We start from the raw sequence: 14,297 nt of genomic DNA, 5'->3' as shown, positions 1-14,297 counted from the left end.
GACAAGGGGATGGATTAATGAAATTTTTCATGGTGCTCCAGGCAAAGAACATCAAACATTATTCGTTAATTTTACTTACGGCACTCTTTACCGCTTGGTTCCTTTTTGTACAAAACATTCTTCATTCACCTGTTTTTTCTACCGAAGATGGACCAAAAGCGGTTTATAAAGGGGAAAAGAATGTAGCCGTCACATTCAATATTGGCTGGGGCGATGAAAAAGCAGCCCCGATTTTAGAGACATTGAAAAAAGAAAAGATTAAATCCGCCACCTTCTTCCTTTCCGGATCTTGGGCAGAACGTCACCCTGACATAGTGGATGAAATTGAAAAAGAAGGCTATGAAATCGGAATGCTCGGATACGATTACAAAGATTATTCCGATCTGGATGACCAAGAAATCATCCGTGATATTTCAAAAGCACAGGAAGCTTTTAAAAAACTAAATGTTAAAAATATCGAGCTTTTACGTGCGCCCACCGGACACTTTGATAAGCGCCTCCTGAAAATTAGTGAAAAATTCGGCTATACTGTGGTTCATTGGAGTATCGATTCAAAGGATTGGACTAACCCAGGCGTTGATCGAATTGTTCATAACGTTAACAAGGCTCAAAAGGGTGATATCATCTTATTACACGCTTCAGACTCAGCAAAACAAACTAATAAAGCATTGCCAGAACTAATAGATGAACTTCGCTCCAAAAATTTAAACTTCGTAAACGTTTCTGAGATGATCTCTAATTCATCAGCAAGCAGTGAAGAAATCCGGTAACATCATTTACTAGAACACAAAAACATAAAAAACTGCGTACTAAGGGTCATGCTTAACCTTTAGGACGCAGTTTTTTGTATGTAGAATTTCTTATGTATTCCGCTTTCCAATAAGGTTAGCCACTTTTACCTACTTCCCTAATTCTCCTGCTTTTAATTTCTTTCCCTTTGCTTTAGTTTGCATCCGTGTTTTTTTACTGGCTAATTCTTTTTGTGAACGATCGATTAATTTGCTTAAAACCAATAATTGATAAGCATTGCATACTAGTAATGGAAACAGCATGAAGTAGAGCCAGCCTTCATCATTAGAACTTAGTACAGGTACCCACTCTAATACTGTGGCCACAACCATAAAAAACATCGCCGGAATAAATGACTGTTTATTTGTTTGTTTCATTTTAAAATAGGCCGTAATCAACGCTGCGGCTAATACAACCAAAGCTAACACAATGTAGGAACTAATCCCCTCACCTGAACCAAAATTAAGATATCGTAAATAGACTAGATCAAATACAACGAAAAGAATAAGTACGAGTTGTACTGCATTCCATAAGGAAGCACTTTTAAATATCCCTAGACCGAAACGATGTATCGTTAAATAGGCAAAAAAACCAGCTTGGCTTATGACACTAAAAATTAATCCGACACCGAATAACCATAAAAACGTTGAAAGAATGGCACTGATTTCAAAAGAAGAAAAATAAGGCTTAAACTCATACCAACGAGCTAAGAACCCTACAACTCCGCCCGTTACACCACCGATAAGCAATGTTGTTAAAAACAATTTAACTAAATTACGGCTGTTCATTGTTTTCCTCCATACATTTCTATTTCATTTCCTTAATTGTACCAACCAAATTTGGAAAAATCCACTTATTCTACAAGGGAATAATATCGTCGATTGGAACCATATTAACAATAAGAAGGATGAAAGGGGCCCTGCGTATGAGAGTGGGAGTTGCTTTGCTTTTCACGTCATTCTTACTCGTTTGTTCCGGTTGTGCGCAGAATGGAGCAAGCGCAGATAAAAATGAGTATGAAGAGACAAAGAAAATGGTCGTCGATATTTTAAAAACAGACGATGGTAAAAAGGCCATCCAGGATATCATTTCTGATGAGAAAACAAAAACTGAACTTATTATGGACTCAGAGATCATTAAGAAATCCATTGAAGATACGGTCACTTCAGATAAAGGGAAGGAATTTTGGAAAAAGACCTTTAAAGATCCTGAATTTACCTCTGCCTATGCTAAAGCTTTAAAAGACGAACACAAAAAGGTATTGAAAGAATTAACCAATGACCCTCAGTATCGCGGAATGCTTATTGAAATTTTAAAAGACCCAGATTTGGAAAAAGAAATGAATAAGTTACTGAAGACTAAAGACATGCGGGCCATTTATAAAGAAGTTATCATAGAAACTATGGATAGTCCTTTAGTTCAAGCGAAGATCCAAGAAAGATTGGATCAAGCTGTAACAAAAGCAGCTGAAAAGGCAACAAAGGCGGAATCAGGTGATAAAACTGAGAAAAAAGACAAAGAATAACAAAAGGCTGATTCCAATTGGAATCAGCCTTTATTTTTATTGCAACTTTTCAATGACTTTTTTAGCAATATCTTCATAAATTCTGCCTAATCTATGGTCTGCTGCGTAAATAGAAGGTGCAAAATCTTCTTCGTTCCAATCTGGCTGTTGCAAAGGAAGCTGCCCTAAGACTTCTGTACGTAGTTCATCTGCAAGCTTCGCACCGCCGCCTTTACCGAATACATATTCTTTTTCACCTGTCGTTTTACTCTCGAAGAACGACATGTTTTCAATGACACCAATGACTTCATGTTCAGTCTTGATGGCCATCGCGCCCGCTCTTGCTGCAACAAAGGCTGCAGTTGGATGCGGTGTCGTTACGATAATTTCCTTACATGAAGGTAGCATTGTATGCACGTCCAACGCAACATCGCCTGTACCCGGTGGTAAATCAAGGACTAAATAATCTAACTCTCCCCATTCTACCTCGTTAAAGAAACTGTTCAGCATCTTTCCTAGCATTGGCCCTCTCCAGATAATAGGCGCGTTATCTTCTACAAAGAATCCCATTGAGATAACCTGAACACCAAAACGTTCCACAGGAATAATTTTCTCCCCACGCACCACCGGCCTTTTTGTAATCCCCATCATATCTGGTACGCTAAAACCATAAATATCAGCGTCCACAAGTCCAACCTTTTTACCAAGTCGTGCAAGTGAAGTAGCAAAGTTCACTGAAATCGTTGATTTACCAACTCCGCCTTTACCACTAGCAATCGCAATAAATTGCGTCTTGCTATTCGGTCCAAGTAAACCTTGATCCACTTCATCCTGTGGTATATTTTCACGATGCTTGGATAACTCTTCTTCAGAAAGTTCTGTGAAACGAATCCCTACAGATTCTGCCCCGCCTTCTTTCAGCAAGTTTACCACTTCTGTTTGCATTTGCATTTGCTCGGCAGTCCCTGTTTTTGCAATGGCAAGCTTAACGCTTACATGATTTTTTTCAGGCTTTATTTTCACTTCAATGATTCCATTTGTTTCTTCAAGGCTTTTATGTAGAAAAGGGTCTTTAAGATCCTTTAATAAATTCAGTACTTTCTCTTCAGTTAACAAGTCGAGCACCCCTTTGAATTCGTTTTATTTTCCCATTTAAGTATACCATATCACTTAAATAAAGCTTATTATCTGCCCTTTAAATGAGCACATGACTTTTATATAAATAATAAAAAGGCCTTGTACCATACAAGACCCGAACTAGAGAATCACTCTTCATCTGAAAGTTTTTCCTCTGTGAAATACCGTAAAATCCCCATATAAATCGAACTTGCAATCTTTTCTTGATACCCATCACTGATAAGGCGTTCCCTTTCCTCCGTATTAGAAAGAAAGCCAATTTCAACAAGCGCCCCTGGTTTCTTCGTATAATTCATCAAATACACATTATTAATCGTTTTTGCATCTCGCTTTGTATTTTCTAGGTTTCTTATGATTTCAGTCTGAATAAACTTTGCCACCTGTTCATTTTCCTCAAACCTTTTCGTATAAAATGTTTGAGCACCTTTTGATGATGCTGACGGAAAAGAATTTAAATGAATACTTAAAAATAAATCCGCTTCTGAATCATTAATCATTTCAACCCGATTTCGCAGGTCTTCCTGTTTTCGCTGACGGATCCCTTTTGTATCCCCCTGTGCCAGATCTTCATCTTTCTCACGAGTCATAATGACAAGGGCACCCTGTTCCTGTAAATAGTCCCTAACCTTTAACGAAACAGAAAGGGCAATTTCTTTTTCCATTACCTTTTGCACATTTGCCCCGCCATCCATTCCTCCATGTCCAGCATCCAAAACGATTACCTTACCTGCCAAGGGAAGGTTCCAGGAGTCCCAAGAATCATCTTCAACAAATTTGAAAGTTACAATTAAAAAAAGGATAAACAATCCCATCGCGATTCCTGTATATTTTAGCTTACTACGCATGAACGTTCTCCTTCCACAAGTCCCTATATCTAAAAGTATGGGACAAACCATGGAATTAGAACAAAGAATGGATACTTCACTCCTTCTTAGTGCAACTTCATTTTATATCGCTTTTCACCCGTCTTAAAGCCGTCCATCCACCATTCACCTACAAACCCTTCACAGCAATAAAACAAACCTTCATTGAAAGCGTTATTTGCCGTTACTTCCCGCCAATACAAAATAAAATTAAAAAGGGTATCAATCAAAAATTTCTCTTCCCTCCAGCACCGAGCCCTTACATCATCCTCCGACTCACCATAATAGCCAAACTTACTATAGTTAGCTCCCAATAAATAGGCCTCAATGGCAACATCAAAATAGCCTTCCTCCAACACCTCCATGAAATCCTGTCCAAAGTAACGCTGAATCCTCACCTTCATATCCTCGATTGAAAGTTCCCTAAGTAACCTTCGCTCAAACTTCAACTGCCTCTCCCTTTGCATCTCCTGTAAACCTAAAATCACAGCCATCATATCACCTCCGGGGTCAGACCCCATTTCCCAAATTATTTCCCAAGTAATATGTAGTTTTTGCGTTCTATCATGAACCATTCATTTATACAGTTGGCAATAATTAATGAGGATAGTTTTAGATATGTTTATAAACGCCAATAATATCAAAATTAACATTTGAAGACTGAAGTGGACGACTTGTACCTCAGACCTTATTTTTACGTTCTTTTGTTTAAAAGAAGCATGTAATAAGACTCCCCTTAGATTAAGGAGGCAATCCTCTACCATCCATGTTGAAAAAGGCAGGCAACACCGTCTTGGATGTAATGCCTGCCACCTTATTTTTATTAAGACTTTATAGATAGAAATATTTACTTACTTCATGTTTAAAAAAGCCAGAGGTGAATTCCCGGAAATCTATTGCAGCTTGAGAGAGATAGTGAGTTTTTTTCCATGCTATCCCAATCGTTCGTTTGCAATTCGGATAGGTGATTGGAATCTGAACGGTTTCGGCATTGATTGGCGTAATAAAGACAATTGAGGCGTGAATGAAACACCCATTCCCATTTCTACAAGTCGGAGTATTGCTCCTGCTTCTTCTAGTTCAATTGGGGTGTAAGGTTCAAAGCCCGCTTCCCTGCAATACTTATCCGTAACGTCCCGGAATCCGTACCCTGACGTTCTGCTGATGAAGGCCTCATTTGCTGCTTCCTGAAGAGCAATGGATTTTTGCTTTGCTAAGTGATGGCTTGGTGGTACCGATAAAAAAATCTCTTCTTCTAATAAGGGCATCCATTCAATGTCGTCTCCATAAATAGGACTCATTGAAATACAAAGGTCGACTTCGACATTCTCTAGTTGTTTTTTCATCCCAGTGGATGAAGCCAAATACTGGCTAATATGTACATTAGGGTTAAGTTTCAAAAATTCAGCGATTAATATAGGAAGAATATGAGGCAACGCAATAGAGACAGAGATCGACCTTTCTATTAATCCAGCCATGTCTTTCAATTGGCGTTCTCCTTCTTCTATATGAAGTATAACTATCCTCCGGTAACTTGCTTCTCGGGTTGCTTCTCGAGGCTATCCTTGCCACCGCGGGTCGCTCACTGCTAGCGTCGCTAAAACTCTTTTATAAGTCCCCTGTACTTCATTCATGCTTTCCACTACCTAACAATAGCTTTGTATTCTTAAAGGATCTTCAACTGGTTAATAAGTAATTCTATGTTTGAAAAATCCAGCATTTACTTTTACATTAAAGTTAACATTGGAATATTATCCCACCCAAGCATCATGATGTAAAGCCATTATATGTATCCCAACTTGAACAATGTCAGAATTTTCAGATTTATTTAATTGCATCATTAACTTCATCCGTTAGAAGTTCGGATAATTTAATATTTTTCCGTCGGTATCTTTTAAATAATGTTGATTCCAGCAGCCGCTTAAAAGAAGGACACAGATGCAAGCAAGATAGCAGAAGAAATTTGAATTTTTCATACTCACACAGCTCTCTGCAATTCTTTTTTCCGTGTATGACAGAAACCAATAAAAAGATAGATGGTAAAACTTACGTCTCTTTTTAAAGCTGGAACGTGGTGCAAAGTGAATCTATGTTTCTATTAATCGTTTTCCGCAACAGAGCCGGATGAGGTCTAAGGGTGTGATACAATAAGCTTCATATTCCCCTTTAAGATAAATTCACCATATTTATACGGCAAAATAAAATGAGCTCCTTTTCTTATTGTGTAACCTTCACTGCCTTTCAACAATCTTCCTTCCCCATCGATGATGCTTACAAGCATAAACGCTTGATTTTGCTGAAATGTCGCTTCTCCATTCACATCCCATTTATTAACAGAGAAAAAGTGATTTTGTACAAACTTTGTAACTTCTACACCTTCTCGCTTTTCTATTTTAGGAGCGATATTGGTATCAATATGAGGTGCATTAATGACGCCCATTGCTTTTTCTAAATGCAGCTCACGTTTACTCCCTTGATTATCTATACGGTCATAATCATAAACTCGGTATGTTGTATCTGAGCTTTGTTGTGTTTCTAACACCAACGTCCCATTACATAAGGCATGAACGGTTCCACTTGGTACGTAGAAAAAATCACCAGGTCTAATGGTAACTTTACGTAAAAACCTCTCCCAATTTCCACTTTGAATCATTTCTCGTACTTCTTCTTTTGTTTTAGCATGATGTCCAAACACTAATTCAGCATCTTGATCACAATCAATGATGTACCAACATTCCGTTTTACCGTACTCGCCATTTTCATGCTCGTTGGCATAATCATCATTTGGATGTACTTGTACAGACAATTCTTCATTCGCATCCAAAATCTTTATAAGAAGCGGAAATTTCTCACTCTTATAGTTTCCAAACAACTCATGGTGATTTTCCCATACTTCTTTTAATGATTTACCTTGAAACTTACCATTTTCAATAAGACTCAGGCCGTTTGGATGGGCAGAAATTGCCCAGCATTCTCCTGTAATTGCTGATGGGATTTCATAGCCAAAACGGTCATAAAGAGCTGTTCCACCCCAAATACGTTCTTGAAAAACCGGTTTTAAAAATAATGGTGTATCATTCATTTTTCTATTCCTTTCTTTATTAGTATAAGTAAAAGAGAATATCATTTTTTGTAAAATACTCCCTATTTCCGATTCAAGAAATGAAATAAGGCTCCAATTAAGTTTGCATCGTTATCAAATTTACAAGCTTCAACCGTAATATCCAATGTAGAGATATCATCCTTCAATTGTGCCAATTCATTATTTATGCCTTCAATTACATCCGGTCGCTTGCTGATTCCCCCGCCAATTAGGATCTTGTTAGGATCTAGTACATACTTCAAATTATAGATTCCTATTGCCAGCTTCTTATATAGGTTGGCAATGCATTCATTCGCAATGGAGTCTCCTGCTTCCGCCAATCGAAATATTTCTTCTCCGTCCAACGTTCCCCTTACTAGAGATTTTCTCATTTCGACTTCTTCTACAAGTGAATTTGTCGATGCAACTTTGCTCCAAGTTGATTGTAGAGGGCTCTTACATGATTCTCCCATTATCATGTACCCAAACTCACCTCCGTGAAGGGTAGCTCCACGTAAAATAGATTGGTTAATCACAATTCCCCCGCCAATTCCTGTACCAATTACAATACAAATGTAGAAATCAGTTTCCTTCGCTGCACCTAACCAACCTTCTGCCAAAGCCGCGCAGTTTGCATCATTTTCAACTGACACCTCCAGACCTGTTCGTTCCTTTAGTAAGCTTGTCATGTTTACTCCATGTATAAAGGGAATTGCACTTGCCCCACCAATAAACCCTGTTTCCACGTCTACGGCACCGGGCGAACTTAAAGCGATACCTTGAATTTCAAATGACTCCGAATAATGTTTAACTATTTCGGTAATGTGATCTAAAAATATATCTAATCCTTCTTTAGGAGTTGGAATCTTCCCGCATTCCAGTTTCTTTGATTTGTCATCCATTACCGCATACTTTATATAAGTTCCGCCAAAATCAAACACCATGTAAGCTTTCATTGTCATCCCCTTCACTTACTGGAACTATGCTTGCTGTGTCAACAGAGCCGCGCCGATAACACCAGCTTTTGTTCCTAACGAGGCACATTCAATTTGTACCCTATTACGTAACTGTGGATATAAGTAATCATTTACTTTTTCAAGAAGAATCGGCATTATATACTCTCTTGATTGCATGACCCCCCCGCCTAACACAATCATGTGCGGGTCAATTGTATGAACAATATTGGAGATTCCTTTTGCCAAATAAGTTAGCATGGTATCAACTATCGCTTCCGCTTCTTGCTGGCCGTTCATCGCCAAAGTAAACACTTCTCCCGCATGTCCTGTTATACCTAACTTTTCTTTTCCGAGACGATGCACAGCTGTACCGCTTGCCAAAGATTCCAAAGAGCCAATATTCAGAATATAATGCGTTGGACCATCTCGATTAACCATCATGTTGCCAACTTCCCCCGCACAGAAATTAGCACCTTGAATCAACTGATTGCGATATACATATCCTCCGCCGATTCCTGTACTGATCGTCATATAAAAAACAGATTCTTTTCCTTTGCCTGCCCCAATCGTTGCTTCCGCTAAAGCAGCTGCGTTGGCATCATTATCGAGCACTACTTTTTTCTCTAAAGCTTTTTCTAACATTAGAGCTAAAGGAACCTCATCCCACCCAGGTAAATTGGGAGGGCTTAAAATAATACCTTGCTTTGAATCTAAAGGACCCGGAGCTCCGATTCCTATTGCTTCAATTTTTCTTTTCTGTAACAGCCCCTCGCATATTTTAATCATGTTATCGATGACATGATGGGGTCCTTTGTCACTTTCCGTTTTTACATTGACCTCTTCTATAAGTTTGCCTTCCAATGTTACAACGGCAATTCTCAAGTTTGTTCCACCCAAATCAATGCCAAGAAGATACTTGTCCATTCCCTTCACTTCCTTCGTGATATTCTGATAGAACAAATACTTAGTAGCGCTCTTCTAATAATCAATAACCGTTGTTTTCAGATAATTCTTTGAACCATTTACCTGATTTCTTGATTGTGCGCTTGAAGTTTCTATTTAAATCTACTTCTACTAGTCCGTATCGGTTCTTATATGAATTTAACCATGACCAGTTATCCATAAATGTCCATACATGATACCCTTTTACATTGGCACCTTCGTTTAGTGCTTTATGTATCCACTTTAAATGATCTTCGTAAAAGGTAATTCGATAATCATCCTGAATCATTCCACTCTCATCCTTAAAGCGTTCTTCTGCTTCAACTCCCATACCGCTTTCCGATATGAAACATTCAATATTCCCATAGTTTTCTTGGATGTTTTTTAAAATATCGTAGACACCCTTTTCATAAATCTCCCAGCCTCTGTATGGGTTCACCTTTTTCCCTGGCATGTCATAATTATCAAAGTACCGTTCTGGCATGAATGGAGCATTTGGATTTGGGATGTTTTCCTTCGCCTTAACTCTTCGTGGTTGGTAGTAATTAATCCCTAAAAGGTCAACTGTATTTTCACGAATAATATCCAAATCTTCAGTTAAATACTTAGGTAAAAAGTTTTCTACCCGCAACATGTCAATTAGCTTCTCAGGAAAAGTTCCTTTGACAGATGGATCTAGAAAGGAACGGTTAAATAGCAAATCCGCTTTTTCAGCAGCATCTAAGTCAGCAGGGTGATTACTCCTTGGATACGAGGGAGTAACATTCAGTATAATTCCAATCTTTCCTCCTAGCTCTTTATCATGGTATGCCTTAATTGCTTTTGCGGAGGCTAATACAGAATGGAACCCAACTTGAACAGCCTTTCCAAAATCACAAAATGCTGGATAATGATGTCCATATAAATAACCGCATTCAACAGGTACGATTGGCTCATTATGTGTGAACCATTTCATCACACGGTCTCCAAAGTTCTCAAAACAAGTAGACGCATATTCCACATACGCATCAACTACTGAGCGGCTTTCCCAACCACCCTCTTCTTGCATAGCCATAGGCATGTCAAAATGATAGAGATTCACAAAAGGCTCAATCTCATTTTCTAGTAAGGTGTTAATGACGGTATTATAAAAGTCAATCGCCTTTGGATTTATTTCTCCACGCCCCTTTGGAAACATGCGGGACCACGAGATAGAAAATCGAAAACTGTTATGTCCCGTTTCTTTCATGAGCTGAATATCGTCAATAAAATTCGTATAAAACAGTGAAGTGTTATTAGGTCCAATACCCTGGTAAAAACGATTCGGTTCTGTTTCATACCAGTAGTCCCATATATTCTTCCCTTTACCACCTGCCCCTGAAAATCCTTCCATTTGTGTTGCAGATGATGCAGATCCCCACCAAAAGTCTTTCGGAAACATGTAAATATTCTTTTCTACTTCTGTACTCATTTTCAATCCTGCCTTCCCTTAAAAGAAAGCAGTCGGAAAATTAAGTTTCCGACTTTGCCTTCTGAATGAGATCTATTAGTTATTTTTCTTCCACTCATCATATTGTTTTTGAATTTCTGCAAGCACTTTATCTAATCCAGCTTCTTTAAACTTCTTATTAGCCTTTGGTAGATATTCCTCAGGGTCAACACTGCCAGTTAATAGCGGAGGTGCATATTCATTCGCAACGTTTGCAATTGCTGCGATCTCTGTACGAACAGGATTTGTATCAAAATAGAAACCTAAGGTTGGTGCTTGAACAGAAGCATCATTGAATTTTTTGAACGCATCCCATTTATCTTCAGGATCATTTTCATATAACTTAAGAATGAAATGGTTTCCTAGAGAGTAACTTGGCATGTTGTAGCTTTCTACACGAGCTGGAAGGTCTTTAATTTTACCGTTATCGACCTCTTCATAATGCACACCTTCAATACCTCTATCAATTAAATTACGAAGGTATGGATCTGTATTTAATAGATTTAAGAACGCCATAGCCTTCTCTGGATGTTTGGAAGTTGCTGAGATAGCTTGAATAGCCCCTGTTACAGAGTTGTTAAATGTAATCGGATCATGCATTGGTTGAACGGCTACATTATAACCTGCAGAACGAGACCATATTAATTCCGCATATGGCTGGTACATTTCTTTACGCACGAACCAGTTTTGTACCTCTAACGGCCATGGATCTGTACTTGTTGCTGCATCCGCTTTTATATAACCAGCTTTATAGAATTCGTGCATTGTTTTTAACGTTTCCATCATAATATCTGATTCAAAGATATTAACTACCTTTCCTTTATCTCCTTCTAGAGGAAACGCAAACGGCAATTCATCTTCTAATACATAATCAAATGGTAAATACGGTTTGAAAGTTGCAATTGGTGTAAAGTCTGGCTCATTTTCTTTAACTGTCTGCAATAAAGGTTTCAAGTCTTCTAAAGAGTTAATGCTTGAAATATCCATATTGTATTTATCGACTATATCCTTATTAAATACGTACACACTTTGCTGACCTACTTCTTTGTTAGAAGGAATACCGTAAAGCTTTCCATCAATTTTAGCCCCTTCTAAGTACGCTGGATCAATTGTTGCTTTTAATTCTTTTCCATGTGTGTCAAGAAGTTCATTTAGGTCTTTAAATGCTCCTTTTTGTGCATTTAACACATAGTTTCCACCTGCAGTATAGGCAATATCAAATGATTCACCTGAAGCAATCATAACTTGCATTTTTTGATCATAATCGCCCCAGTCAATTTGTCTCATTTTAACGGTTGCGTTAATTTTCTCTTTCGTGTATTTACTTACTTCCTCCATTACTTTATCGACATCTTTTTGAGGTGTCCCAATCGTGTACCACGTAATTTCATAAGGTTTTTCTTCACCAGCTTTACTTCCGCTCGTTTTATCTGAATTCCCTCCACTACATGCAGCTAAAAATGTAGATAAACTTAATAAGAGTACTAGAATAATAGCTAACTTCTTATTCATTTTAACTCCCCCCTTTTATTTGTTTATTTCAAAAAGCAATTATTCCTTAACCCCACCGATTGTCAATCCACTAACAAAGTATTTTTGGAAAAATGGATATGCAATTGCTATTGGCAAAGTTGAAATAACAACCATTGCCATTTTTGCAGCATCTTGAGGTATTGCACTTAATAAATCATTTTGTATACCGCCAGCTAACGAATTTTGCCTTAAAAATTCTATGTTGTTTTCAATTTTCATCAGCATTGATTGCAGTGGCACCAAGTGCGGTTCATCAATGAACAACAGTGCATTAAACCAATCATTCCAGTAACCCAATGTACTAAAAAGGGCAATAGTTGCAAGACCTGGTAATGAAAGTGGAGCAACAATTTTGACAAAGATTCGTAATTCACTTGCTCCATCAATTCTAGCCGATTCCAAAATGGATTCAGGTACAGACCTTTGGAAAAAGGTTCTCATAATTAGAATGTAGAATGCATTCATTGCAAGTGGTAATATCAATGCCCAAATAGAGTTACGTAGATGTAAAAACTGTGTTGCTACTATATAGAAAGGAATTAGTCCTCCACTAAAAAGCATTGTAAAGAATGCAATAAAAGTAAAGAAACCGCGATATTTGAATTGCTTTCTAGAAATAGCGTAGGCATATAAAGAAATCATTATTACACTGACAAGTGTACCAAGCACCGTTACTACAATCGTTATAGTATAAGATTGAAGTAATTGATCCTTCATTTGCCACAAGTATCGATATGCTTCAAAACTCCATATTTCAGGTAGAAGCTGATATCCATTTCGCGCTAAGGTTTTTTCATCAGTTAAAGAGATGACGATTACATATAGAAATGGAAAGATACACATTATAGAAAATGACCCTAACAAAATGTTCATTAAAAGATTAGGAAACCCACTTAGACCATGTGGTGTGTACTTTTTCTTACGCTTACTTTTTTTGTTTGGTTGATTCACTTGGTTTTGAGCATTCCCTTTATTTAATGGAGTAGGTTGAGAGCTATTTTGATTTGTTATCATTGTATTTTGCCACAAAACTGCGGCCACCCTCCTTTCTCTCTCGTTTTTTTAAAATAGGGCATATTCTTTATCAACCTTCTGAACAAGATAATTTGTCAGCATTACTAATGCAAATCCAACAATTGATTGGTAAAGACCAGCGGCAGTACTCATACTAATGTCCCCCATTGTCGTTATCCCTCGGTATACATAAGTATCTATAACGTTTGTTACTGAATATAACGGACCTGAATCACGAGGAACCTGAAAAAACAGACCAAAGTCTGCACTAAAAATTCTACCAACGTTTAAAATGGTTAAAATAACAATGAGCGGTGTTATCATCGGAATCGTAATATTACGAATTTGTTGCCACTTATTTGCACCATCTATCATAGCGGCTTCGTAATAGTTTTTATCAATCCCAACTATAGCTGCTAAATAAACAATACTTCCATAACCAACGCCCTTCCACATACTTGTTAGAACGATAATAACAGGCCAATATTTTGCTTCGTTATACCACGATATAGGGTCTTCTACTCCAAACCATAGAAGTATATTATTAAGTAGACCTCTATCCACGCTTAGAAACGTGAATACGAAATAACTAACAACAACCCATGATAAAAAGTGTGGAAACAGCATTCCTGTTTGGTAAATTTTAGACAATCTCTTATTTGCGAGCTCACTTAGAACAATTGCCACAAACACTGCTAATATAAGCCCAACAACGATAAAGACTAAATTATATAGAACCGTATTTCTTGTAATGATCCAGGCGTCATTTGTATTAAATAAAAACTTGAAGTTTTCAAAGGCAACCCACTCACTATTTAGGATACTTGCAAAAAAACCATTCGGATCATATCGGAAATTTTTAAAGGCAATGACAGTTCCAAACATCGGAAGATATGAAAATAACAATAGCCAAATGGTTCCTGGTAAAACCATGAGGAGCCACACACGATTCTTATAAACATCTTGGAAAAAACTCTTGATACGATTCACAAAGCCCCTCCTCCCTTAT

General features: G+C 37.7%; 14 protein-coding genes. 2 read left to right on the top strand and 12 right to left on the bottom strand.

The features are described from left to right. Window positions 1–17 precede the first annotated feature (17 nt). Complete coding sequence (gene pdaB / locus RE409_RS00985) at window positions 18–770, top strand: polysaccharide deacetylase family sporulation protein PdaB (protein WP_201188237.1); 753 nt, start codon at window positions 18–20, stop codon at window positions 768–770. Window positions 771–899: 129 nt separating this feature from the next. Here the strand turns inward: pdaB and RE409_RS00980 are convergent, their stop codons facing one another. Then, window positions 900–1,577: a KinB-signaling pathway activation protein gene (locus RE409_RS00980; protein WP_309558380.1), complete on the bottom strand. Its 678-nt coding sequence runs from the start codon at window positions 1,575–1,577 to the stop codon at window positions 900–902. Window positions 1,578–1,714: 137 nt separating this feature from the next. Between RE409_RS00980 and gerD the strand changes: the two genes are divergently transcribed. Continuing rightward, a complete protein-coding gene (gerD, locus tag RE409_RS00975) occupies window positions 1,715–2,314 on the top strand; it encodes a spore germination lipoprotein GerD (RefSeq protein ID WP_201188235.1) in 600 nt (199 codons plus the stop codon). A 36-nt stretch (window positions 2,315–2,350) separates the two neighbouring features. On the opposite strand, the gene RE409_RS00970 is transcribed toward gerD, so the two are convergent. The 11 genes from RE409_RS00970 to RE409_RS00920 form a co-directional block, all read right to left on the bottom strand. Beyond that, window positions 2,351–3,409: an Mrp/NBP35 family ATP-binding protein gene (locus RE409_RS00970; protein ID WP_201188234.1), complete on the bottom strand. Its 1,059-nt coding sequence runs from the start codon at window positions 3,407–3,409 to the stop codon at window positions 2,351–2,353. 149 nt (window positions 3,410–3,558) lie between these two features. Then, complete coding sequence (gene cwlD / locus RE409_RS00965; protein ID WP_201188232.1) at window positions 3,559–4,275, bottom strand: N-acetylmuramoyl-L-alanine amidase CwlD; 717 nt, start codon at window positions 4,273–4,275, stop codon at window positions 3,559–3,561. A gap of 86 nt (window positions 4,276–4,361) precedes the next feature. Continuing rightward, window positions 4,362–4,787, bottom strand: coding sequence for a DUF2521 family protein (locus RE409_RS00960; protein WP_201188230.1), 426 nt, complete (start codon window positions 4,785–4,787; stop codon window positions 4,362–4,364). 438 nt (window positions 4,788–5,225) lie between these two features. Further along, a complete protein-coding gene (locus RE409_RS00955; protein ID WP_242485473.1) occupies window positions 5,226–5,771 on the bottom strand; it encodes a LysR substrate-binding domain-containing protein in 546 nt (181 codons plus the stop codon). A 653-nt stretch (window positions 5,772–6,424) separates the two neighbouring features. After that, complete coding sequence (gene manA, locus RE409_RS00950) at window positions 6,425–7,375, bottom strand: mannose-6-phosphate isomerase, class I (protein ID WP_201188226.1); 951 nt, start codon at window positions 7,373–7,375, stop codon at window positions 6,425–6,427. Between the two features lie 62 nt (window positions 7,376–7,437). After that, window positions 7,438–8,331: an ROK family protein gene (locus RE409_RS00945; protein ID WP_309558378.1), complete on the bottom strand. Its 894-nt coding sequence runs from the start codon at window positions 8,329–8,331 to the stop codon at window positions 7,438–7,440. Between the two features lie 24 nt (window positions 8,332–8,355). Further along, on the bottom strand, window positions 8,356–9,255 hold the full coding sequence (locus RE409_RS00940) for an ROK family protein (RefSeq protein WP_201188223.1): 900 nt from the start codon (window positions 9,253–9,255) through the stop codon (window positions 8,356–8,358). 61 nt (window positions 9,256–9,316) lie between these two features. Further along, window positions 9,317–10,723, bottom strand: a complete 1,407-nt coding sequence (locus RE409_RS00935) for a glycoside hydrolase family 1 protein (RefSeq protein ID WP_309558376.1) — start codon at window positions 10,721–10,723, stop codon at window positions 9,317–9,319. Window positions 10,724–10,798: 75 nt separating this feature from the next. After that, window positions 10,799–12,253 (bottom strand): ABC transporter substrate-binding protein, encoded by a 1,455-nt coding sequence (locus RE409_RS00930; RefSeq protein ID WP_201188219.1) that lies wholly within the window; start codon window positions 12,251–12,253, stop codon window positions 10,799–10,801. Window positions 12,254–12,292: 39 nt separating this feature from the next. After that, entirely contained in the window at window positions 12,293–13,147 is an 855-nt protein-coding gene (locus RE409_RS00925; protein WP_053349095.1) for a carbohydrate ABC transporter permease, read from the bottom strand. Between the two features lie 189 nt (window positions 13,148–13,336). Continuing rightward, window positions 13,337–14,221 (bottom strand): ABC transporter permease, encoded by an 885-nt coding sequence (locus RE409_RS00920; protein ID WP_053349096.1) that lies wholly within the window; start codon window positions 14,219–14,221, stop codon window positions 13,337–13,339. Between the last annotated feature and the right edge of the window lie 76 nt (window positions 14,222–14,297).

The organism is Peribacillus sp. R9-11, assembly GCF_031345095.1.
Lineage (GTDB): Bacteria > Bacillota > Bacilli > Bacillales > DSM-1321 > Peribacillus > Peribacillus butanolivorans.
The sequence above is the reverse complement of the archived record's forward strand: the minus strand, read 5'-3'. Positions and strand labels throughout refer to the sequence as shown.